Genomic DNA, 22,007 nt, shown 5'->3' with positions numbered 1-22,007 from the left:
CTCAGGGAGGGAAAAATGGCCTACATCGGCGCGAACCGGCGCGTGCACACCTGTTTCATCACGCGGAACAGGGAGTACCACATTCGGTCCGGAACCTGCGTGGCGGTCCGGGATCGGGAGACGTCGGCGTGGATCTCCGGGCACAGCGCCCTCGGGATGCGCCTCATCGCGGCGATCCCCGGCGTCGGGTTCCTCGGGCACCCGCTCGAGTTCGTGGCCGGATCCGCGCACGTCCGGACGAGCGCGGTGACCGACATCCTGCGGCCGAACCGCAACGAGGTCGACATCTACGGATTGGTGCACGGGCTCGCGCCGTCCTGAGCGCCCGTCGGATCGTCGTACTCCAAGGGGTACCCGGCCGCGCGCGCGAGCTCGCGGATCCTCTCGAAATAGCGGTTCGTGACCTCCTCCACGATCTCCCGAGGCAGGCCGCAGTGGAAGGTGCGGCACGCGAGAGCGCGCCCCTCGCGGGCGAGACAGCGCGCGCCGTCGAGGTACGCGCACGCGCCGGGAAAGGCCGCCTCGCGGCGCCCGTGGCGCTCCCGGAGGAGCTCCATCTCGAGGTTCGTCGCCCAGAGCACGTGGCCGTAGTCGGCGAACCTGCAGCACTTCCCGCACGCCTCGCAGGACGCGCCCAAGCGGCGCAGCTCGTCGTCGACCTCGCGGTAGAGTGCGGTCAGCGCGTCGCGCACGCGAGCGCTACTTCTTGGCGACCAGGTTCTCGAGCTCCTTCACGTTGCCCTCGGACAGGGTCGTCAGCTTGCCGGCCGTGAAGGCGGCCTGGATCTGGTCCAACGTGAAGTACTTCGGCTGGATGCGGCTCAGCTCGGGCAGCGACGCGAAGATGTTGCCGTGCCCGTCGATGGAGTGCACCCCGGGCGGGAGCTTGATCTCGCTGCCGCCGCCACGGGTCTCCTTGGAGCTCACGCCGCGGTTCATTTTTTCTGCTTTTGCCATCGCTCTCCTCCGGCGCCCCCGGGAATCCCGGGTCAAATACCCGGTGCTTATACAGGGAGCCGCGCGGCCGCGCAAGCTCCCACGGCCGCTCCCACGGCCGCTCCCACGACTGCGGAAACGAGCTTGCGCGGGCGGCGTTTCGAGGGCAGATTCTCGCCCCGGAGGCGGCGCCGGGCGCGCCGGGAGCGAATGGCCACCGCAGAGGAATGGGGCGACTGGCGCTGGCAGATCGAGCGGGCGCGCCGCGGCTCCGAGCTCGTCGGACCCGTCGGCGCCTCGGTCGCGACCGACTTCCCGATCGCGGTGACCCCCTACTACTGGTCCCTGGTCGACGCGGACGACCCGCGCGATCCGATCCGCGCGATGATCGTTCCGACCGGCACCGAGTCCCGGAGGGGCCCCGGAGGGCGTGCGGATCCCATCGACGAGGAGCGCCACGCCCCTTTGCCCGGGCTCATCCGGCGGTACCCGGATCGCGCCCTCCTCCTGGTGCACGGCGGGTGCCCGGTGCACTGCCGCCACTGCACGCGCCGCGCCCTCGGCCGCGGGAAGATCGTCCCGATCCGCGGCGCCGATCTCGACCGCGCGCTCGCGTACATCGCGGCGCACCCCGAGATCCGCGACGTCATCCTGTCGGGCGGCGACCCGCTGCTGCTCGAGGACGACGCGATCGCCGGCATCGCCGCCCGCGTGCGGCGGATCCCGAGCGTCGACATCATCCGGATCGGGACCAAGGTGCCGGCCGCGCTGCCGGCGCGCGTCACCGGAGCCCTGGCCCGGAAGCTCGCGGCTTGCGGCCCGCTGTACGTCAACACGCAGTTCAACCACCCGCGCGAGCTCGCGCCGGAAGCGGTCGCGGCGGTGGGCCGCCTCGTCGACGCCGGGATCCCGGTGGCCAACCAGGCGGTCCTGCTCGCGGGCGTGAACGACGATCCCGCGGTGATAGAGGAGCTGTGCCGCCGCCTCCTCGTCGCGCGGGTGCGGCCGTACTACCTGTTCGCCTGCGATCTCGTCGCGGGCGCGGAGCGGTTCCGCGTCCCGCTCGCCCGGGCGATCGCGATCATGGCGCACCTGCGCGGCCGCGTCGGCGGGCTCGGGATCCCGACGCTGGTCGTCGATCTCCCGGGCGGCCTCGGCAAGGTGCCGATCGGCCCGGACTACGTCGTCGAGGCGCGGGACGGGAGCTATCTCCTGCGCGCGCCGAACGGCGAGCTCGTCGAGTACCCTGACGCCGAGGGGTAGCCGCCCGCCCCGAATTTTGGATTTCCTCCGGGCCGTCCGCTAACCTGACCGCGTGAGCACGCCCTCGCAGAGGTCCCGATCCGCCGCCCGCCCGCCTTCGTCGCACGGGCTCGCCGCCATCGTCGCGCTCACCGCCGCCGCCTGCGCCCCTCCGCCGACCGTGGACATGGCCGCGATCTCGAAGATCGCGCCGACGGTGCTCGAGCAGGGGGACGTCCTCCGCATCGAAGGGAGCGGCTTCGTCGAGGGCCCGACACGGGTCACGCTGAGCGGCGCGTTCGATCCGTCCGGGCTCGTGCCGCCAGAGCACCGCGTCGTGCTCGTCGACGGGGTCTCGGTGTCCGAGACGTCGATCGAGGTGCCGATCACCGGGGTGACGATGCGCGCGCTCGCGGCCGAGCCGCTGCGGTTCGAGGGCCGCGTGGGCGTCGACTTCCCGACGGCGCTCGCCGGCGGATCGACGCGCATCTCCGCGACGAGCGACACCGTGCGGCTCGATCTGCGGCCCGCGGGCAGCGGGATCGCCTTCGCCGCGCAGAGGAACCGCGAGGCGGAGCGGATCCTCGGCCGGCTCGGCATCTCGCTCGCGCCCTCGCCGGAGGGGAACGAGCTGCTCGTCGTGTCGGTGCGGAGCGGCGGCCTCGCGGACAAGCAGGGGATCGCGCCGGGCGATCGCCTCCTCGCGGTCGACGGGGTCGCGCTGTCGTCGCCGGCCGATCTCGCCGGGCTCGCGGAGAACGAGTCCTGCCGCTTCGAGCTCGTCACCGGCACGGGGAGGACGCAGGTCGTCAACCTCCGGCTGGCGCCGCTCGATCCCGGCGCCGCGGACGAGGTGACCGCGATCCTGCTCACCGCGATCGCGCTCGGCCTGCTGCTCTCGTTCGCCGCGCCGAAGGTGCGCGATCGCGCCGCCGATCCGGCCGCCCGCGCCAACCCGCTCGCCGACGCGCTCGGGCTCGCCGCGGCCTCGGTCCCGATCCTCGTGCTCCCGGCGGTGTCGATCCTGGTGGGCGCGCGGACCGCCGCGACCGCGGCGCTGCTCGCCGGCGCGGTAGCCGGCCTCGTGGTCGCGACCCTCTACTCCTCGGCCGGGGCGCGCCAGCGGATCGCCTGGTTCGGCGCGCGGCTCGCGGCGATCGTGGCGATGCCCGCTCTCGCGGCGGCGCTCGGCTCGTCGCTCGAGGTGTCGGAGGCGGTCGCGAGCCAGGCGGACGCGCGGTGGGGCTGGCACGCGTGGACCGATCCGTTCGCGCTCGTCGCGTACCTCGCCGCCGCCGTCCTCATCTGGCCCGAGCGGGCGCAGGGCGCGGCGGTCGGCCCGACGGCCCGGTTCGGATCGTGGATCGCGGCGGTGTTCACGGCGATGGCGATCGCCGCGTACGGGCTCGGCGGGTGGGCCGTGCCCGGCGTTCCCGCGGACGCGCTGCGGGGCGACGTGGCGCTGCTGCTCGCGGGGATCGCGCTCTACGCAGCCAAGACGTGGATCGTGCTGCTCGCCGCGCGGTCGTTCGCCCGGTACGGCGCGGCGGAGCGGCGCGCGCGGCCCCGCGGCGCGAGGCGTCCGCTGGCCGCGGCCGCGGTGCTCGTCGCGGCGTCCGGCGGGGCGCTCGCGTGGGAGTGGGCGAAGCTGCCGGCCGAGCTCGCCGCTGCCGGCAGGATCCTGAGCGCGGGCGTCTTCTTCGCGCTCGCGACGGCGTTCCTCGCGCGGCTCGCGCTGGATCGGCTCGCCGCGCGGGCTCAGCGCAGCGAGAGCGAGAAGGCCGCGGTCTTGGACAGCGGCCCGTAGGACTGCTTCGACCGGGCGAGGCCGGGCAGGCCCATGTCGCCCTCCTTGGTCACGCGCTCGTATCGCCCCTGGAAGAGCCGCCGCGCGCACTCCCGATCCAGATACTGGTAGAGCCCCTTCACCGACGCGGACGCCTTCTCGAAGTGGAGCGCCGCGAGGTCGTCCATGACGCGGCAGCCGATCCCGAACCCGACGACGCGGCCGTCGACGCGGATCGCGACCCCCTCGACGCCGAGCGCGTGCATCTCGCCGAGCGCGGTCTCCGCCGCCCGCCGCTCGCACGAAAGCGGATCCTTTCCGGCGCCGTCGCACCCGCGCTCCTCGCACCACGCCTCGAGGAACGCGACGCACTCGGTGACGTCTTCGGGACGGATCGGGCCGGTCACGGCGCGTCCGGTCTCCACGTGCGACCTCTCGAACTGGTGGATCAGGTTCCGCTTCGCGGCGAGCTTGCGCCCGCCGAGCTCGGCGAGATCCTCGGTGAGGAAGACGTACTCACCCCACTCCGGCCGCTCGCGGACGTCGAACGCGGCGCGCAGCTCGTCCGCGGGGAGCGCCTCGAGGAGGTCGCCCGGCACGTACCAGTACTCGCGGACACCGAGCCGCTCCGAGAGGACGCGCAGCTCGGCGACTGTCGGCGCGCGCCCGCCGATCGGCAGCCCGAGGTGGCGGCCCTCCGCGCTCTCGGCCGCTATCACGAGGCGACCGTCGTCGACGGTGAACGACACCTCGAAGCCGTCCGCTCGACGCCACGCCATGACCGAGAGCGGGGAGTAGGCCGCGAGCGGGTACCGCTGCGCGTCGAAGAACGGCCTGAGCGCCGCGGCGTTGGCGAGCTCGAGCGGGCGCCCGATCACGGCCGCCTCTTTCGGAGCATCGCCACGGTGCCCGCCATCGGCGCGAACCCCTCGCGCAGGTAGAGACGGGTCACGGCGGGCTCCGCCACGAGGCCGATCCAGCCGATGCCGTCGTCCTCGAGCCGAGCGACGAGGCGGCGCACGATCTCGCCGCCGATCCCCTGCCGCCTGCGATCCTGCCGGACCGCGACGTCCTGGACGTACGCGTCGCTCTCCCGATCGCTCAGCGCGCGGCCCATGCCGATCACCGCGCCGCCGTCGATCGCCGCGACGAACGCGTGGCTGCCGCCCACGAGCCGCGCGACCGAGCCGAGGTCGTCGGGCGCGTCACCCCACCACCCCATGGCGCGGTACAGGGCGACGATCTCCGGGAAGAGGCGGTCGCTCGTGGGCTGGACGAACTGGTACTCGACCATAAACGCTCCGCAGGCGGCATCCCCGAGCCGCGGCGGTTCATGGTGTATCAAGAAAACCGAAATCCTGTATACTCCCCCGTACTCGAAAACGAGAGGAGGTTCCCCATGAAGTGGTTGTCCATCATCGTGCTCGTCGCGGCCGCCGCCATCCTCGCCGCGGGTTGTGACCTGCTGCCGTTCGGGAAGAAGGAAGAGCCCATCGTGCTGCCGACCGTGGCCACGCCGCCGGTGCCCGCGCCGGTGCTTCCGACCGCGCCCGTCGCCCTGCCGGTCGCCCCGGTCGCCCCGGTCGTGGCGGTGAACGTCCCGCCGTACACCTGGACCGAGACGCCGACGCTCGAGACGATCCCGGCCGTGCCGGCCGCCGGCATCGCGAACGGCAAGCCGATGGGCGTCGCGTCCGTCGTGTTCGAGCCCGGGATGAGCGCGTGGAAGCTCGTGCTCTCCGACAAGGCGCTCGACGGCCCGACCGGCCTCATCACGAGCGGGCAGTCGGTGAACATCGATCTTCCCGAGCCGCCGGCCGCCGGCAAGACCTTCACGCGGAAGATGGAGTACGGCGCCGGCTACTTCCAGATCAACAACGACCCGGCCAACCCCGAGGCGACGACGAGCTGGAACGCGGACAACGCGTGGGTGATCGAGATCACGTCGTGGAACGTCAAGGACTGGGACGCGGCCGGGCCGCTGTTCCAGGAGGCGGGCAAGGCGTCGGGCCGGATCGCCGTCTGCTACAAGGGCGATCCCGCGAGCATCCAGAGCTCCTGGATCGCGGGCACGTTCACGGACGCGGTCGTCCGCTACATGGGCAAGCCGTACTTCCTCGAGAGCGGCGCCGCGGCGAGCGGCTCTTCCTCGTCGAGCTCGAGCGGCGGCTCGTCCGCGGTGAGCAAGGCGAAGAAGGCGGCCGAGGAGGCGGCGAAGAAGGGGACCGCGACCGAGCCCGAGCCCACGCCCGAGCCCGAGCCCAAGGCCGAGGAGCCGAAGACCGATCCCGGCAAGCCGAAGATCGATCCCGAGGCCGTCAAGAAGACGCTCGGCGACGCGTACAAGAAGTTCAAGCAGAAGCAGCCGGCCCCGACCGAGTAGCTCTCCTCCGGCACGTGCCGTGCCGCCCGCCGCCCCGTCCCTTCCCTTTCCATTTTCCCGCGGTTCGGTCTCGCCTCACCACGCCCGCGGCTCGAACCCATCCGAGTTGAGGAACGCCGCGTCGTCGCCGCGCTGGCCGATGACGAAGAGGCCGCAGCGCTCGGCGTACCTCACGGCGCCGTCCGGCACGACCATCGCCGCGATGGCGCCGAGGAGCCTCTTGGAGGCGAACTCAGGGAACAGGATCTTGAACTTGCCGATCCGCTCGAGGTGATCGTCGACGTCGCGGTCGGTGAGCTTCGACTTCACCTCGACCGCGACCGCGTCGGTATCGTTCACTACGAGCAGGTCGATCTGCAGCGCGAGCCCGTTCTTGTCACCCGCCACGTCTCGGAGAGTGCGCCGCACGTCGATGCCGCGCTCCCGGAACAGCCGCACGAGCCCCGGGCGGACAACACCCTCCACGAACTCGCCGAGCCGATTGCCCAAGCCGCCGAGTTGGTGGCTCACCTCGGCCAGCTTGCGGTCGGTCTCCCGCATCCGGCGATCCGTCTCTGCGCCGGATTCGGCCAGGCGTCGCTCGTTCTCCTTCGACTGCTCCGCGATCTCTCTGATGACGCGCCGCAGATCGTTCATCGAGACGTCAGCTTCCATCGTCGTCCTCCTGGTTCAGTATATCGCTCGGCACCGCGCCTCGCATCCTCTCTATCGGACGCTTTGCCAAGAAGTTGCCGAAAATCGCCCGCGGGCCGGACACGAGAGGAGGGTCAGCGCCCTTCCTTGGCCGGCACGACGAACCACGTATCGGGGGATCCCTACTTCGTCGCGGGAGGGAACGGCTGCGGGTGCTGCGCCGGCGGCGGCGAGCTCTTTCGCTCCGGGCGCGCGGGCTTCTCGGGCGACATCGTGCCGAGGTACTCGGGCAGATCCACGCCCGCCATCTTCGCGACCTCGTGCAGCGGCGGCAGGCTCTTGATGAGGCTCGAGGCGAAGCTGGCCGTCGACGACGTGCCGTCCTTGCCCCCGCCCGAGTCCCACACGGTGATCTTGTCGATCTTGAGGTTGCGGATCGCCTCGACCTGCAGCCCCACCATGTGCTCGATCTTCTCGACGAGGAGGAAGGTCGCCGCGGACTTGGCGTCGCCCTGGCAGCTCTCGACGAGCGCCCGGTAGCCGGCGGCCTTGGAGTCGAGCACCTGGCGCACGCCCTTGGCCTCGGCCTCGTACTTCGCGAGGATGGCGTCCGCCTGGCCGCGCGCCTCGCGCCTGAGCTTCTCGGCCTCGGCCTCGGCGGAGATCTCGATCTTCCTCTTCTCGATCTCCTTGCGCACGACCTCCTCGGCGTTGAGCCGCTGCTCCTCGGCGAGGTACTGCGCCTTCTGGATCTCGACCTCGGCCTGGCGCTTCGCGACCTCGCCGCGCTGCAGCGCGACGGCGGTCTTCACCGCGAGCTCGGCGTTGTAGTTCGCGATGTTGGCGCGCGACTCGTTCTCGCCCTTGACGGCCTGCGCCTCCTGGCCCTGGACGTACACGCGCTGATCCGCCTCGGCCGCCTTCTTGCCCTTCACGGCCTGGGCGACGTTCTCGGCGACCTTGATCTCCTTCTCGCGCACCGCCTCGGCCTGGCCGACCGCGCCGTGCTTCTCCTGGTTGGCGACGTCGACCCTGGCCTGGTTGATCGCCTCGGCCGCGGCCTTCTTGCCGATCGACTCGATATACGTGGACTCGTCGGTGATGTCCGTGATGTTCACGTTGATGAGGTAGAGGCCGATCTTGTTGAGCTCCGGCTCGACGTTCTTGCGGATCGCCGTGAGGAACGACTCGCGGTCCTGGTTGATCTGCTCGATCGTGAGCGACGCGACCGTGAGGCGCAGCTGGCCGAAGATGATCTCGCGCGCCATCGCCTCGATGTCCCGGTTCTGGAGCTCGAGGAGGCGCTCGGCGGCGTTCGTCATGATCGACGGATCGGTGCTCACGCCGACCGTGAACGTCGACGGCACGTTGATGCGGATGTTCTGCAGCGACAGCGCGTTCTGCAGCGGGATGCTGATCGTCATCGGGGTGAGGCTGAGGTACCGGTAGTCCTGGATGAGCGGGAGGATCAGCGCGCCGCCGCCGTGGATGCAGCGCGCCGACTGGCCGGTGCCGACCTTGCCGAACACGACGAGGATCTTGTCGGACGGGCAGCGCTTGTACCGCTTGACGAGGTAGAGCAGCAGGAACAGCGCGAACAGCGCGACGACGACGTAGAGGACGGTCCACCAGATGCTGCCGTCCTTCACCGCGTCGACCGCCGCGAGCGGGTTCTCCTGAAGAGGGATCATTCGGGTCTCCTTTCGCTACGCGCGCTTGACGACCATCACGTTCTGGCTCTCGACGCGCACGACAACGGCGCGCGTGTCCGTGGGCAGCGCCTCGCCGGTCTCGCTCGTCGCGTCGAAGATCTGCAACCTGCCCTGCACCGCGACCTCGATCTTGCCCGGCGCGTCGGGCTTCACCGAGAGGTAGATGCGGCCGGTCCGGCCCACGGCGTTGTTGAGATCGAGCGTGCCGCTCGACTGCATCTTGCGGAACAAGGCGAACGTCTTGGCGACGAGCCACATCGCCCCGACCCCCGCGACCAGGGCGACGCCGAGCGACGGGAACGCGCCGAAGCCCGACCCGCGGCTCATCGCGAACCCCGCGAAGCCGAACACCATGACGAACGCCGTGACGCCCTGGACCGAAAGGACCTGGAACGCGACGTCCGAGTCCGCGTGCGCCACGTCGTGGCTCACCTCCATGCCCGGCCCGTCCGCGTCCGCGCCGCCGACCCCGACGAGCATGAGGACGAGCTGCACGACGAACACGACGCCGCCGACCAGCGCCGCGACGGCGAACGCCTGATCGAGGCCGCTCAACGAGTTGAACCAAGAGATCATGCGGGTACCCCCTGCCGTTCGAATTGCAGAGCGAAATGCTACGCGGGAACGCGGCAGGGGGGCAAGGGCAATTCGGAAATGGACGGAACGGACGGAATGGACAAAATGGACGGTCATGGGTCGGCGCGACAGGAAGCGGAAGGTCGAGCGGGCGGGGCGGCCGGTCGAGCGGGTGGCCGGACCCGCGCGCGTCGCCGCGATCTTCGCGCGTGACGGGAGGCACGACGCCGCGATCTTCGCGGTCGGGGCGCTCCTCGTCGGCGCGTTCTACCTCGTCCTCAAGTCGTTCTCGCTGAACGCCTGCGCGGGCGACGAGCACATCTACCTCTACCAGGCGAAGCTCATCGCGGACGGCTTCGTCCCGTACCGCGACTTCTCCATGGCGCACCCGCCCTTCCAGGCGCTGCTCACCGCGGCGATCTTCGAGATCGCGGGGTACCACTTCACGCTCGGGCGGCTGCTGCCGGTGATCGTCACCCTGGCGGGCGGCGCGGGCGTGGCGTGGATGGCGCGCAGGGAGCTCGGCGCGATCGCCGGGATCGCGGCCATGGCGCTCGCCCTGCTCGCCTACGAGCCGCTGCGCGCGTCGTCCCACTTCACGGGCGTCGAGACCGCCGTGACGCTGCTCACCTTCGCGTGGCTCGTGGCGCGGAAGGATCGGATGGTCGTCTGCGCCGCGCTCTGCGTCTGCGCGGTGGCGACGCGGCTCTACGCGATCCCGGGCGTCGCAGCGCTCGTCGTCGTCGCGCTCCTGCGCGATCCCCGGCGCGGCGCGAGGCTCGCGCTCTTCGGCGCCGCCTTCGGAGCCGCGGCGTTCGTCGCGCTCGGCCTGTGGGCCGGGTTCGGCGATCTCGTCCACAACGTCTTCGCATACCACGCGGAGAAGACGGCGATGGCCGACTCCGAGCTCGCCAACATGCGCTGGTCCGTGCTGTTCCACAACGCGGTGCCGGCGGCGCTCTTCGCCCTGAGCCTGCCGGCGATGATCGGCGCCGTGGCCGCGGCGTGGCCCGCGACGCGGGGTGAGCGCTCGATCCTGAAGCGGTTCCGCGCCGCTGCAGCGCTCTCGCGCGTCGGGCTGCCGCTCGCGGGCGCGTTCGCGGCGATCCTCATGCTCGCCATCCTCCTGAGCATGGACCGCGTGTGGATGTACTACTTCGTCCCGTCGTTCCCGTTCGCGGCGCTCGCCGGCGCCTGGCTCGTCGCCGACGGCGTGCGCGGAGCCGTGCGGCTGCTGCGCGCCCGGGGCCGGCTGCGAGCGGCCGGGATCTCCCGCGGCGCGGCGGTGTTCGCCGGAATCGCGCTCGCGGCGCTCGGTGCGACGCTCGCCTTCGGCCACCTTCTGGAGCGCACGCTCGCCTACTGGGAGGAGGAGAGCGCGAAGCCCGCCCCGGATCGGGATCGCACCTACCACTGGCGGGACGGCGCGCTCCCCGGCTTCGCGAACCGGGCGGTCAGGGCGCTCCTGTGGGACGACGAGCGGGTGATTGGCGAGCGGACCTCGAGCTTCACGTACTACCTCTGGCACGAGAGCCGGACGCTCGACATCGCGGACGAGGCCGTCGCCGAGATCCTCGCGCGCACGGCAGACGGCGACGAGATCTTCGGCGACTCCGGCACGGTCCCGCTGCTCGCGCTCCTCTCGGGGCGCGACATCGCGAGTCGCGAGGTCGACACGAACATCCAGCGCTACCGGTCGGGCAACGCCGACCCGCGCGAGCTCGTCGCCCGCATCGACGCGCCCGCAACGCGCATCGTGTTCCTCAGGCCCCGCTTCGGCGTGGCCGGGCTCGCGGCGCTGCAGGCGCTCCTCAAGGAGAAGTACGCCCCCGTGCGCACCTTCAGGACGAGGGAGGGGCAGCTGTTCCAGATGTTCGAAAGGAGAGCGGGCCGATGAGCGCGCCCGACGCGCGGGAGCGGGCGGCCTTCGGCGCGATGCTCGTCGCCGCGCTTCTCTCCGGAGCGGCGGCGCTCTCGAACGAGGTCGTGTGGTCGCGGCTTCTGGTCGTGCCTATCGGCTGCTCTGCCGACGCGATGATGATCGTCCTCGCGGCGTTCATGCTCGGCATGGCCGTCGGCGCCCGCGCGTTCGGTGGGATCGCGGACCGCGCGGCCGAGCCGCTCAAGCTGTACATCCTCGCCGAGGAGGCGCTCGCCGTGATCGCGCTCGCGATGCCGCACGCGACGCGGGCGCTCGCGTCGTCCGGGTGGCCGTTCCCCACCCTGCTCGCGGCCGCGGCCGGGCTCGTCCTCGTGCCGGCGATCTTCATGGGCGCGACGCTGCCCGCCCTCGCCCGCGCCCTGGCGCCGCGAGGCGAGGAGCTCCGTCGCGGCCTGGGCCTCCTGTACGGGGCCGGCACCATCGGCGGCGCGTCGGGCGCCGCGATCGCGGGCTACTGGGCGATCCCGACGATCGGCCTCTCGGCCTCGTCGTACCTCGCCGCGGGCTCGAGCCTCGCCGCCGCGCTGATCGCCGTCGCGACTGTGCGCGCACGACGGGCGCCGCGATCCCGGCCGGCGGATCGAGCCGTCGCGGGCACCGGCGTCGTCCCGCGAGGCGCGGCGGTCGCCGCGCTGATCGCGGCCGCGGTCGGAGGATCGGCGATGCTCGCGGCCGAGGCGATAGACGCGCGCCTCCTGACCTTCGTCTTCGGCCACGACACCACCGCGTTCGCGGCGCTGCTCGTCACCGTGCTCGTCGGCCTCGGCCTGGGCGGCCTCGCGCACCGCCGCCTCGCCCGGCGCGATCCGGCGATCGTCGTGGCGGCGCTCCTCGCCGCGCTCTCGCTGGCTTTGGTGCTCTCGTTCGCCGCCGCCGCCACCCTGTACCTCGCCGCCGGGCGGGATCCGTTCGGCCTGGGCGCCACTGGCGGGCTCGCGGCGTCGCTCCACATCGAGACGCTGCGCGAGCTCCTGTACGCGCCGATCCTCGCGCTCCTGCCTGCGATCGTCTCGGGCGCGCTGCTGCCGGCCGCGTGCGCCCTGTACGCCGGCGACGGGGCGCGGACCGGGGCGAGGCTCGGCACGGCGCTGCTCGTGAACGGCGGCGCCTCGGCCGCGGGCGCGGTCGCGACGACCGCCCTCCTCATCCCGACGTTCGGGATCCAGCCGACCCGGTGCGGGTTCGCGGCGCTCTCGGCGCTCGCGGCGCTCGCCGTGGCCGCGCTCTCCGTCCCGCGATCCCGGCGGCGCCCGCTCGCGGCCGTGGCGCTCGTCGCCTGCACCGCGATGGCCTCGGTCGCCGTCCTGCCGCGGGGGCTCCCGCGGCGCATGCTGTCGTCGTCGATCGGCGCGCGGCACGAGACGCTGATCCACTACGAGGAGGGGCGCACCGGCACGGTCGCCGTGGCGCGCAACAACCTGAACGGCGAGCGGCAGCTGTTCATGAACGCCGTGAACGAGGTGACGACGCGGCTCGTCCACGATCAGAGCTTCAAGCTGCTCGGCCACCTCGCGCCGCTCCTGCACGGGGAGCCGCGGCGCGGGCTCATGATCTGCTTCGGCGCCGGGATCTCGGCGGGCGCCGCGCTCGCGCACCCATTCGAGTCGCTCGACATCGTCGAGCTGTCGTCCGCCATCCCGCGCGCCGCGGATCACTTCGCCGATCTGAACCACGGCGCGCTCGCCGATCCGCGGGTCCGCCTGCACATCGACGACGGCCGCCACTTCCTCGCCGCGAGCCGCGCGCGCTGGGATGCAGTGATGGTCGACTCGACCCACCCCAAGGCGGTCGACTCGTGGGCGCTCTACACGGTCGAGTTCTACCGCGAGATCCGAGCGCACCTCTCGCCCCGGGGGATCGCCGTGCAGTGGGTGCCGCTGCACGGCCTCTCGGAGCGCGAGTTCAAGACGATCGTCCGCACGTTCTTGGAGGCGTTCCCGATGACGACGCTCTGGGTGAACGCCGGCTTCGAGACGTACGGCCAGGCGGCGTACGTCAAGCTCGTCGGCACGAACACTCCGCTCGAGATCGACGTCGCCGCGCTCGAGCGCCGGCTCGCGGAGCCGGAGGTCCGCGCGGACCTCCGGCCGTTCGGGATGGACGCGGCGGTCGAGATCCTCGAGTGCTTCCTCGCGGGCCCGGCGATGGTGCGCGCGTGGACGGAAGGGCTCGCGGTCCAGGCCGACGATCGGCCGTTCCTCTCATACGTCACCGACGCGTCGCGCGGGCGGCGCATGGACGCGTCGCTGCTCAACGCGGTGCGCTCCCCGGCCGTGCCCCTGCTCGCCGACACGGGCGGGAGCGGGGAGCGGATCCGGGCCGAGCTCGCGCGGGCGCGGGAGGCGCAGGGGTTCGTCCTCGCCGGGCTGCTCGAGCAGGCGCGCGCCACCTGGCCCGAGGGGAGGAAGCTCGCGCTCTTCTCGGCCGAGGCGGAGAAGGGGCCAGGCTACTACGCGGCGCTCGCCGACCTGTACCGCGACGACGCCGAGAAGCTGTTCGAGATCGGCAACGACCTCGGCAACCTCGGGCGGCCCGACGCCGCGCTCGAGGCGTACGACCGGGCGGCTCGCGCGTCCGGCGATCGCGAAAGGTACAGGCTCAACCGCGCCCTCGCGCTCCTCGATCTCGGGCGGATCGACGAGGCGGTCGAGGCGCTGTCGAAGGCCGCGGCCGCCGAGCCGGAGAGCCCGCTCGCGAGCTACGACCTCGGAGTGGCGCTGCTCGCCGCCGGAAGTCCCGACGCGGCGCTCGCCCCGCTCGAGCGGGCGGCGGTGGCGGACCCCGGGCTCATCGGCGCGCGGATGTCGCTCGCCGAGGCGTTGCGCCTCACGGGCGACCTCGATCGCGCAGAGAGGATCCTGAAGGCCGCGCTCGCCGAAAACCCCTGGCTCGCCGAGGCGCGCGACATGCTCGGCCTCCTCGCCCGGGCGCGGGGAGAGACCGCCCTCGCGATCGAGCAGCACGCCGAGGCGCTGCGCCTCGATCCGTTCCGCGCCGAGGCCCACTTCAACATCGGTCTCGCGCTGCGCGCGGCGGGTCGGTCCGCCGCCGCGGCCCAAGCGTTCGAGGCCGCGATCCGCCTCGACCCGGCGGACGCCGAGGCGATGAACGAGCTTTGCAGGACGCACGGCGCGGCCCGGGCGTGGGGCCGGGCGATCGGCTGGTGCCTGCGGGCGCTCGAGGCGCGGCCCGAGTTCCCGGAGGCGGCGTTCAACCTCGGGCTCGCGTACCTCGGCGGGGGCGATCGGACGAGCGCGGCCGAGGCGTTCTCCCTCGCGCTCGAGCTCGAGCCCGACCTCGCGCCCGCGAAGGCGCAGCTCGACCGGCTCGCGGAGCTCCCGGCCGCCGGGGGCGGACCGCACGACGCCGGCGCGCCCGACGACGAGGCCGCGACCGCGGCTCCCTCGGATCGGGTTCCCCTGTAGCGACCGCCGGTCGTTTGCGTCATAATGGGCGATCGAAACCGTCCCTTGCGTGTCCATAGGAGGAGAACATGATCCGCGCTCTCACGATACTGGCGCTCGCCGCGGCGGTGCTCGGCTGCTCGCGCGAGGGCGAGGTCCCGCAGGCGGTCGCGGTCGCCATGACCGCACCCCAGGAGGCCGCCGACAAGGAGGTGCTGATCGCCACGGTGCCGACGGACGCGAAGATCCTCCTCAAGGGCGCCGAGGTGGGGAGCACGCCGATGAAGCTGCTCATCCGCGACGATACGAACGTCGTGATCGAGAAGGAGGGATTCGTCCGCCAGGCGCTCATGCTCACGCCGAAGAGCGATCCCAACGTCGTCGTGACGCTCGTCCCCGCCGAGGGCGCCGCCGCCGAGCCGGCGACGGCCGAGCCGGATTCGCAGAAGCCGACGACGACCAAGACGACGAAGAAGGCGGACAAGACCGGCGACAAGCCCAAGGAGGACGCGATCGGCGAGGGCGGCGCCGCCGCGACCGAGACCACCCCGCCGCCGGACCCGCCGCCCACCGCGACCCCGCCGCAGGCCAAGACCGAGTACGCGACGATGCGCCAAATCAAGGACGCGCTGCACGCGGGCAAGATCACGAAGGCGGAGTACTCCCACTGGCAGGGGATCATCCGCCAGAAGCGGCAGGCCGAGTACGACGCGACCAGGAAGGCGCTCGAGGAGAAGAAGATCACCAAGGCCGACTACGAAGCGAAGATCCGGGCGATCAAGCTCAAGTACGAAGGCTGAACCCCGTCCCGATCACCCCGGAAATCTGATCGAATTGTCCGGCCCCGCAGGGCCGCCGCTCTCGCCCTCACGCCCTGAAACCGGCAGGAACCCAATCAATCCGCGTGATTGCGCGGCCGCGACACCCCGTCCGGCACCCGGCACGGGGTATGCAACCAATCGGCACGAGACCGCCGGCAAGCAGCCCGGCGATCGGGAGAGGGAGATGCGCATGCACTCGGCACGGTCGGTTCTCGCGGCGCTCGCAGCGCTCCCCTTCGCCGCCCTCTGCAGCTGCTCCGACGCGGGCATGCTCTCGGCCGCTGCGGACGACGTGCAGGACACGGACGACGACACCGACGAGCCCGCGCCGACCCCGGAGAGCCGCAACGGCGGCGTCGCCGCCTCTCTGCCCGCCGAGCCCTGTGACCACGAGGCGGAGGGATCGTTCGACGTGGCGCCGCCCGACGCGGACGACGCGGTGAGCCCGGTGCTCGTGCGCCTCCTCCTCGAGGGCGGCCGCCCGCCGGTTGCGGAGATCCGCGTGCCCGAGTTCGTCAACTACTACCAGTCGGACGTGACGCCAGTAGCCGACGCTGCGATCCACCTCTTCGCCGCGGCGACCGAGCTCGGCGGCGACGCGTTCGGGATCGAGGTCGTGATCGCCGCCGGGACGTCGTTCGCAAAAAGGTCGCTCAACCTCGTCCTCGCGGTCGACACGTCGGACGCCATGGCCGGAACCCGGATCGCCCGCCTGCGGCAGTGCTGCGTCGCGCTCGCCGGCGCGCTGCGGGCAGGGGACGTCGTCGCGATCTCGTCACTGGACCCCGACACCGGCACGCTGCTCGCGCCCACGCCGGTCTCCGGCCCGAGTGATCCGGATCTCATCGCGCACTGCAACGGGATCGGGATCACCGGACAAGGCCAGCTCGCGTCCGGTCTCGAGGCCGCGTACGGGCTCGCCGACCAGAGCAGGGACGGCGCGCGGCTCAACCGGGTCGTGATCTTCACCGGCGGCGCGCTCGAGCCGACCCTCGACGCGGTGGAAATCGCCGCGGACGCCGCCGGCGGCGGCCCGTTCGAACAGGTCGTCCTCACGGGCGTCGGGATCGCCGATCTGGCCGCGGCAGCGCCGTACGAACGCGCCGCGCTCGACGCGTTGACCGCCGCGGGCGAGGGGGCGCACCTCCTCGTCGACAGCGCGGACGAGGCGGCGGCCGTCTTCGGTGACGGGCTGGCGGCGCTCGTCGACGTCGCGGTGTTGTTTCCGGCGGTGCGGATCACGCTCCCGCCGACCTTGGCGATCGAGGCTCTCGACGGCGAACCGCTCGACGCGCTGAGCGGAGAGGGCGCGTTCCGCCTGGCGCCCGGCCGGGCCGTCGCGATCCGCGCCGAGGCGGCCTCGTGCGACGCCGCCTTCCTCGACGGGGCGGCGCCCGTGCGGGTCGCGGCGAGCGCCGTCGATCCGGCGACCGACGATCTCCTCTCGGCGACCCTGGAGGCCCCGCTCGACGAGCTCCGGGCCGCGTCGCCCGGCCCCTCGAAGCGCGACGCGGTCGTCGCGTACGCCCTCGCGCTCGACGCGTGGGGGTCTCGCTCCGTCACGGAGGCCAGGGACGCCGCCGTCGCGGCGCGCCTCACGGCCCTCGCGGCGGCGGGAGCCCACCCGGAGGATCCGGATCTCGCCGAGATCGTCGCCCTGCTCGACCTGCACCTCGCGTCCTTCTGATCCGCTCCGGACGCGGCCGCGGCGCTTTTTTGTCAACCTCCGCAAAAAACGGCCGATACAGGTGTGAACCCCAGACGGAGAGGATGAGATGCAGGCGATCACGTTGGTCCATTGTGAGGTGCCCGTCGAACAACAACCCGTCACCGGCCCCGCGGCCGCCCTCGTGGGCGCGTCGGCGCGCATCCGCCTCATCCGTGAGGAGCTCGAGCGGCTCGCCGCGCTGCGCATCCCCGTGCTCGTCGAGGGGGAGACCGGCACCGGCAAGGAGCTCGCGGCCCGCACCCTGCACGCGGCCTCGGGCCGCGCCCAGGGGCCGTTCGTCGCCGTGAACTGCGGCGCGCTCGCGTCGACCCTGGTCGAGGACGTCCTGTTCGGGCACGAACGCGGCTCGTTCACCGGCGCGGGGGCGAGCCCCGCGGCGTGTTCGAGCGCGCGGACCGCGGTACGCTGTTCCTCGACGAGATCGGGGAGCTCCCCGCGTGCCACCAGGCGGCGCTCCTGCGCGTGCTCGACGACGGCCGCGTCTCGCGGATCGGCTCCGAGCGCGAGGAGGCGGTCGACTTCCGCCTCGTGACCGCGACGAATCGCGATCTGCGGCGGATGGTCGAGCAGGGCTCGTTCCGCGGCGATCTCTACCATAGGCTCGCGGCGCTCAAGGTCGCGATGCCGCCGCTCCGGGACAGGAGGGAGGACGTCGCCCTGCTGGCGCGCCACTTCCTCGCCGCCATGGCGGACGACGTCGGGGTCAAGGAGCTGAGCGAGGGCGCGATCGGGGCGCTCGAGGCGCACACTTGGCCCGGGAACGCCCGGGAGCTGCGCAACGTCCTGTACCGCGCCGCGGCGCTCTCCCCGGGGCGGGTGATCACGGAGGCGGAGATCGAGATCGAAACCCCGCGGCGCCTGGCCGCCCCCGCGAAGTTCTGCCTGGAGGAGCTCCCCGAGGCGCGCGTCCGCGAGCTCGTGGCCCGCCACCGCGGCAACGTCGCCGGCGCGGCGCGGGAGCTCGGCGTCCCGCGATCCACCCTGCGCGATCACCTGAAGCGCGTCGGCTGACCAAAGTGGGCCCGGCGCGGCCGGAAAGTCCCCCGCGGAAGCGAAGCGTGGTAACGTGCACACCATGATTTTCCGCAAGCCGATCTTCTCCGTCGTCGCCCTGGCGGCCTCGCTCCTCGTCCCGGGCGCCGCGCTCGCGGCCGGCGGCATTGCGGCCGGTCCAGCCGAGGCGATCCCGGTGCCGTCGGCCTGGGCGGTGCTGCCGTTCGCCGCGTACCTGCTGATCATCGCGCTCTTCCCCCTCTTCGTCGGCCGCTTCTGGGAGAAGAACCGGAACAAGCTCCTCGTGGCGATCGCCGCGAGCCTGCCCGCAGCGGCCTACCTGCTCCTCGGCCACCCGAACGGCGCCGAGTGGCTCGTGCACAGCGGCGTGGAGTACGCGTCGTTCATCGCGCTCCTCGGCGCGCTGTTCGCCATCTCGGGCGGGATCCACCTGAAGGGCTCGCTCGCCGGGACGCCGCTCGTCAACACCGCCCTCCTGGCGGTCGGCGCGGTGCTCGCGAGCTTCATCGGCACGACCGGCGCGTCGATGCTGCTCATCCGGCCGCTCCTGCGCGCGAACGAGAGCCGGCAGCGCAAGACGCACCTCGTGATCTTCTTCATCTTCATCGTCGCCAACGGCGGCGGCATGCTCACCCCGCTCGGCGACCCGCCGCTGTTCCTGGGGTTCCTGCGCGGCGTGCCGTTCCTCTTCACGTTCCGCCTGTTCCTGCCCTGGGCGCTCGTCAACGGCGCCCTCCTCGTCCTCGCCAACCTCTGGGATCAGGCCGTCCTCAACAAGGAGGAGCGGGAGCGCCCCGGCTCGCAGCTCGAGGCGGTGCAGGAGGTGAAGGAGCCGCTCCGCATCGCGGGCGGGATCAACCTGCTGTGGCTGCTCGGCGTCATCGCGGTGAACTACACGATGGGGACGTACGGCTCCGCCATGACGGACAGCGCCGCGATCCGGACCGCGCTCCAGATAGGCGGGATGCTCGCGATGGCGGGGCTGTCGCTCTGGCTCACGCCCCGCACGGTGCGCGAGGCCAACCGCTTCACCTGGGGGCCGATGGCCGAGGTCGCGGCCATCTTCGTCGGGATCTTCGTGACCATGGTCCCGGCGCTGAAGCTGCTCGAGCTGCGCGGCGGCGAGCTCGGCCTGACCGAGGCGTGGCAGTTCTTCTGGGCCACGGGCGGGCTCTCGAGCTTCCTGGACAACGCGCCCACCTACCTGACGTTCTCCTCGCTCGCGGTCGGCGTGGTCAACGGCGCCCACCCGGAGGCCGGCCTCGTGGCCGAGAACCTCGGCGGGCTGCTGCGGTACCCCGAGGGCGTGCTCTACCTCACGGCGATCTCGTGCGGCGCGGTGTTCATGGGCGCGAACAGCTACATCGGCAACGGGCCCAACTTCATGGTCAAGGCGATCGCCGAGGAGGGCAAGATCAAGATGCCCGGCTTCTTCGGGTACATGGCCTGGGGGGCGGCGATCCTGATCCCGCTGTTCATCGTCGTGACGTTCGCGTTCTTCGTGTGAGGCGATCCGGGCGAGGCTCTAGAACAGGCTCACGGTGAGCATGACCTGCAGGTTCCAGCCCGAAAGGTTCAGCCCGCCCCAGTCGGCGGTGCCGCCCGACTCGAGCGAGTACTCGTCGCCGCCCTCGAGCTCCGGGTCGAGATCCATCTCGCCACGCCGCAGGTAGCCGCCGCCGATCTCGAGGCCGAAGTCGAGCCAGTCGATCCCGCGGCGCTTGAAGATCGCCGGCGGCAACCGGAGCTCGACGCCGAGGAGCCCGCCGACGAGCCACGTGGCCGCCCGATCCGAGTACTCGGTGCGCGCGCCCGGTCCGAGATCGTCCTCGGTCAGGCTCCCGCTCATCTTGAGGTAGGTCACCCCGCCCTGGACGTCAAGGAAAGCGCCGACCGACGACCGGAACCACGTGCGGACCCTGAGGCCTCCTACGAAGTCGTGCGCGCCGATGTGCGTGTCCATGACGTCGTACGGCGATCCGTCGTCCACGCCGACGCGGTACCCGAGGTACGGCACGAGCCGGAAGAACCCGAGCTTGGCGGCCTCGACCCTGAGATCCAAGCCGAACCGGCTCGCGCGGAGATCGTCGGCCGAGAACGCCGCGTAGGCCGGGTCCTGGACGAACACGGGCGTGGCGCCGGCCGCCACCTCGAGGTGCGTCCCGTCGACCTCGGCGGACGCCCCCGCCGCCGCCGCGAGGAGCGCGACGAGGATGCACGTTGCGGCGATGCGCGTCATGGCTGCACCCCCTTCCCGTCGAGCATCCCGCGGATCCAGAGGCCGTCGAAGACCTTCGCCGCCTCCCTCCGCGGATCGGTGAGCGGGAACCAGGTCACCCTGCCCGAAAGCGTGTGGTGCACCACGAGGCCGGCCACCGTGTCCGGGAAGATCTCGAACGCGGCGACGGCCTCGTCGAGCACGAGCGGCTCCGGGTGGCCGGTCTTCAGATCGAGGCTGATGACGCGATCGTCCCAGGCCTCCGCGTAGAACAGCACGTCGCCGTACGCGTCGGCCTGGTCCCAAGAATAGGACTTCTCCGAGGTGAGTCGGGTCACCTCGCGCGCCTTCAGATCGATGAGCGTCAGCCCGTACCCGGAGTACGGCACCGCGAGGAGCTGGTGATCGCCGAACTGCCAGGCGGTCTCCACGCCGTCCTCGATGAACACCTCCTCGAGGTTGCTCCCCTTCTCCTCCGCGAGATCCGGGACCGCGAGGAAGTAGATCCACTGCGAGGCGCCGTACATCACGACCTCCGGGGCCCCGTCGAGGTCGGTGTGCCCCATGACCGCGCTCACGTAGCCGTCGAGCTCGATGTAGAACGCGTTGGCCGTCTCGACGTCGATGACGGTGATGCGCTGCGCGCTCACGCCCGCGACGACGAGCAGCGGGTGCCCCTCGTCCTCGACGAGCGCCATGGCCGCGGGTTGGTACGTGCCGCTGTCGAACTGGTTGAGCGCCGGGGCGTAGCCGTTGGCCTCGCTCGGCTGCGTCACGAGCGCCACGGCGAAGATCTCCTGGGCGCCGGGCGCACGAAGGATCAGCATCGGGTCGAACGCCGTGTCGCCCGGCCGCGCCACGATCTGCTCGGCGACGATGGTCCGGTTGTCCCCGTCGTTCTTCAGCTTCACGGTGACGGGCTCGGACTCCGGGGCGAGGAGGTCGAGCAGCACGACGGCGCCGTCCGCCGCGAACACCACGAAGTCGCGCTCGACGCCGGCGACGTTCAGCGGGCCGGGGAAGGCGACGCCCTCGACGCTGCGCCCGCCGATGCCGATGGTCAGCAGCTTCGGGTTGCTCGCGTCCTGCGGGCCGCTCAGGTCGAGCACAGCGACCTCGTTCTGGTTGAACAGCCCGCCGGTCTCGTCCGCGTCCGACGCCGTGTGGTACAGGATCGCGAACCTGCCCGCCGGGTGGAACGCCATGCCGCCGAACCGCGCGCCGAGCGGGAACCGGACCGGCTCGACGCCCGACGCGGGCGCGATGCGGACGACGGAGTCGACGATCTCGATCTCCCGCTCGTCGACCGGCGCCGTGAACACGAACAGCTCGTCGGCGGCCTCGGGGTCCGGGCCGACCTCGAGGCGGACGATGCGCTCGCCGTCCTCCGGCACGAACAGCCGCTCGACGGTGATCGTGTTGACGCCGGGCGCGATGAAGACGACCTCCTCCTGGGGCTCGACGAACCACGCCGCGAGACCGCTCTCGAGGCGCGCGAAGGAATCGATCTCGAACCGCTCGTCGTACCGCCCCTCGGTGTCGCACCCCGCGAGGGCGACGAGGGTGAGGCTCGCGAGCAAAGCGTTTCGCAACATTTGATGCCCTCCCCTT

The 22,007-nt window shown here is 71.9% G+C and carries 18 protein-coding genes and 1 pseudogene; 10 read left to right on the top strand and 9 right to left on the bottom strand.

Features of this window, described 5'->3' with window-relative positions:
• Positions 1–15 precede the first annotated feature (15 nt).
• Positions 16–321, top strand: coding sequence for a hypothetical protein (locus M0R80_15700; GenBank protein ID MCK9461077.1), 306 nt, complete (start codon positions 16–18; stop codon positions 319–321).
• On the opposite strand, the gene M0R80_15695 is transcribed toward M0R80_15700, so the two are convergent.
• Both M0R80_15695 and M0R80_15690 read right to left on the bottom strand, forming a co-directional pair.
• On the bottom strand, positions 288–692 hold the full coding sequence (locus tag M0R80_15695; GenBank protein MCK9461076.1) for a hypothetical protein: 405 nt from the start codon (positions 690–692) through the stop codon (positions 288–290). The two genes, M0R80_15700 and M0R80_15695, sit on opposite strands and share 34 nt — an antisense overlap.
• A 7-nt stretch (positions 693–699) precedes the next feature.
• Positions 700–957, bottom strand: a complete 258-nt coding sequence (locus M0R80_15690; GenBank protein ID MCK9461075.1) for a hypothetical protein — start codon at positions 955–957, stop codon at positions 700–702.
• Between the two features lie 189 nt (positions 958–1,146).
• Between M0R80_15690 and M0R80_15685 the strand changes: the two genes are divergently transcribed.
• The gene (locus tag M0R80_15685) at positions 1,147–2,199 is read left to right on the top strand and encodes a KamA family radical SAM protein (protein MCK9461074.1); all 1,053 of its coding nucleotides are present in this window, start codon (positions 1,147–1,149) and stop codon (positions 2,197–2,199) included.
• 52 nt (positions 2,200–2,251) lie between these two features.
• Complete coding sequence (locus M0R80_15680; protein ID MCK9461073.1) at positions 2,252–3,985, top strand: PDZ domain-containing protein; 1,734 nt, start codon at positions 2,252–2,254, stop codon at positions 3,983–3,985.
• On the opposite strand, the gene M0R80_15675 is transcribed toward M0R80_15680, so the two are convergent.
• Both M0R80_15675 and M0R80_15670 read right to left on the bottom strand, forming a co-directional pair.
• The gene (locus tag M0R80_15675) at positions 3,937–4,842 is read right to left on the bottom strand and encodes a phosphatidylglycerol lysyltransferase domain-containing protein (protein ID MCK9461072.1); all 906 of its coding nucleotides are present in this window, start codon (positions 4,840–4,842) and stop codon (positions 3,937–3,939) included. The genes M0R80_15680 and M0R80_15675 overlap by 49 nt on opposite strands.
• Entirely contained in the window at positions 4,839–5,258 is a 420-nt protein-coding gene (locus M0R80_15670; protein ID MCK9461071.1) for a GNAT family N-acetyltransferase, read from the bottom strand. Before M0R80_15670 ends, M0R80_15675 begins: the two co-directional genes overlap by 4 nt.
• Before the next feature lie 105 nt (positions 5,259–5,363).
• Between M0R80_15670 and M0R80_15665 the strand changes: the two genes are divergently transcribed.
• Positions 5,364–6,347 (top strand): hypothetical protein, encoded by a 984-nt coding sequence (locus tag M0R80_15665; GenBank protein ID MCK9461070.1) that lies wholly within the window; start codon positions 5,364–5,366, stop codon positions 6,345–6,347.
• Positions 6,348–6,422: 75 nt separating this feature from the next.
• On the opposite strand, the gene M0R80_15660 is transcribed toward M0R80_15665, so the two are convergent.
• The 3 genes from M0R80_15660 to M0R80_15650 form a co-directional block, all read right to left on the bottom strand.
• Positions 6,423–7,001, bottom strand: coding sequence for a DUF3782 domain-containing protein (locus M0R80_15660; GenBank protein ID MCK9461069.1), 579 nt, complete (start codon positions 6,999–7,001; stop codon positions 6,423–6,425).
• A 161-nt stretch (positions 7,002–7,162) separates the two neighbouring features.
• Positions 7,163–8,671, bottom strand: a complete 1,509-nt coding sequence (locus M0R80_15655) for an SPFH domain-containing protein (GenBank protein MCK9461068.1) — start codon at positions 8,669–8,671, stop codon at positions 7,163–7,165.
• Positions 8,672–8,686: 15 nt separating this feature from the next.
• Positions 8,687–9,268, bottom strand: a complete 582-nt coding sequence (locus tag M0R80_15650; GenBank protein MCK9461067.1) for a hypothetical protein — start codon at positions 9,266–9,268, stop codon at positions 8,687–8,689.
• A gap of 115 nt (positions 9,269–9,383) precedes the next feature.
• Here M0R80_15650 and M0R80_15645 point away from each other — a divergent pair, with 115 nt between their 5' ends.
• From M0R80_15645 to M0R80_15620, 6 genes and pseudogenes are all read left to right on the top strand, one after another.
• Positions 9,384–11,165 (top strand): hypothetical protein, encoded by a 1,782-nt coding sequence (locus tag M0R80_15645; protein MCK9461066.1) that lies wholly within the window; start codon positions 9,384–9,386, stop codon positions 11,163–11,165.
• Complete coding sequence (locus tag M0R80_15640; GenBank protein MCK9461065.1) at positions 11,162–14,635, top strand: tetratricopeptide repeat protein; 3,474 nt, start codon at positions 11,162–11,164, stop codon at positions 14,633–14,635. Before M0R80_15645 ends, M0R80_15640 begins: the two co-directional genes overlap by 4 nt.
• 68 nt (positions 14,636–14,703) lie before the next feature.
• Entirely contained in the window at positions 14,704–15,414 is a 711-nt protein-coding gene (locus tag M0R80_15635) for a PEGA domain-containing protein (GenBank protein MCK9461064.1), read from the top strand.
• A 211-nt stretch (positions 15,415–15,625) separates the two neighbouring features.
• A complete protein-coding gene (locus M0R80_15630; protein MCK9461063.1) occupies positions 15,626–17,122 on the top strand; it encodes a hypothetical protein in 1,497 nt (498 codons plus the stop codon).
• An 88-nt stretch (positions 17,123–17,210) separates the two neighbouring features.
• A pseudogene (locus tag M0R80_15625) lies at positions 17,211–18,175 on the top strand (sigma-54 dependent transcriptional regulator).
• Positions 18,176–18,239: 64 nt separating this feature from the next.
• Entirely contained in the window at positions 18,240–19,685 is a 1,446-nt protein-coding gene (locus M0R80_15620) for a sodium:proton antiporter (protein MCK9461062.1), read from the top strand.
• An 18-nt stretch (positions 19,686–19,703) separates the two neighbouring features.
• Here the strand turns inward: M0R80_15620 and M0R80_15615 are convergent, their stop codons facing one another.
• Positions 19,704–20,417: a hypothetical protein gene (locus M0R80_15615; GenBank protein MCK9461061.1), complete on the bottom strand. Its 714-nt coding sequence runs from the start codon at positions 20,415–20,417 to the stop codon at positions 19,704–19,706.
• Positions 20,414–21,991 carry a hypothetical protein gene (locus M0R80_15610; GenBank protein ID MCK9461060.1) on the bottom strand — a complete coding sequence of 526 codons (1,578 nt, stop codon included), beginning with the start codon at positions 21,989–21,991 and terminating at the stop codon, positions 20,414–20,416. Before M0R80_15610 ends, M0R80_15615 begins: the two co-directional genes overlap by 4 nt.
• Between the last annotated feature and the right edge of the window lie 16 nt (positions 21,992–22,007).

It is taken from the genome of Pseudomonadota bacterium (assembly GCA_023229365.1).
Lineage (GTDB): Bacteria > Myxococcota_A > Polyangia > JAAYKL01 > JAAYKL01 > JALNZK01.
This window is presented reverse-complemented; position numbering and strand designations above follow the sequence as displayed.

Excerpts from the sequence above, each read along its gene's own strand:
- M0R80_15670 (MCK9461071.1), bottom strand. The coding sequence starts at position 5,258 with ATGGTCGAGTACCAGTTCGTCCAGCCCACGAGCGACCGCCTCTTCCCG.
- M0R80_15665 (MCK9461070.1), top strand. The coding sequence starts at position 5,364 with ATGAAGTGGTTGTCCATCATCGTGCTCGTCGCGGCCGCCGCCATCCTC.
- M0R80_15610 (MCK9461060.1), bottom strand. The coding sequence starts at position 21,991 with ATGTTGCGAAACGCTTTGCTCGCGAGCCTCACCCTCGTCGCCCTCGCG.
- M0R80_15685 (MCK9461074.1), top strand. The coding sequence starts at position 1,147 with ATGGCCACCGCAGAGGAATGGGGCGACTGGCGCTGGCAGATCGAGCGG.
- M0R80_15635 (MCK9461064.1), top strand. The coding sequence starts at position 14,704 with ATGATCCGCGCTCTCACGATACTGGCGCTCGCCGCGGCGGTGCTCGGC.
- M0R80_15615 (MCK9461061.1), bottom strand. The coding sequence starts at position 20,417 with ATGACGCGCATCGCCGCAACGTGCATCCTCGTCGCGCTCCTCGCGGCG.
- M0R80_15630 (MCK9461063.1), top strand. The coding sequence starts at position 15,626 with ATGCACTCGGCACGGTCGGTTCTCGCGGCGCTCGCAGCGCTCCCCTTC.
- M0R80_15640 (MCK9461065.1), top strand. The coding sequence starts at position 11,162 with ATGAGCGCGCCCGACGCGCGGGAGCGGGCGGCCTTCGGCGCGATGCTC.
- M0R80_15690 (MCK9461075.1), bottom strand. The coding sequence starts at position 957 with ATGGCAAAAGCAGAAAAAATGAACCGCGGCGTGAGCTCCAAGGAGACC.
- M0R80_15660 (MCK9461069.1), bottom strand. The coding sequence starts at position 7,001 with ATGGAAGCTGACGTCTCGATGAACGATCTGCGGCGCGTCATCAGAGAG.
- M0R80_15650 (MCK9461067.1), bottom strand. The coding sequence starts at position 9,268 with ATGATCTCTTGGTTCAACTCGTTGAGCGGCCTCGATCAGGCGTTCGCC.
- M0R80_15645 (MCK9461066.1), top strand. The coding sequence starts at position 9,384 with ATGGGTCGGCGCGACAGGAAGCGGAAGGTCGAGCGGGCGGGGCGGCCG.
- M0R80_15655 (MCK9461068.1), bottom strand. The coding sequence starts at position 8,671 with ATGATCCCTCTTCAGGAGAACCCGCTCGCGGCGGTCGACGCGGTGAAG.
- M0R80_15700 (MCK9461077.1), top strand. The coding sequence starts at position 16 with ATGGCCTACATCGGCGCGAACCGGCGCGTGCACACCTGTTTCATCACG.
- M0R80_15620 (MCK9461062.1), top strand. The coding sequence starts at position 18,240 with ATGATTTTCCGCAAGCCGATCTTCTCCGTCGTCGCCCTGGCGGCCTCG.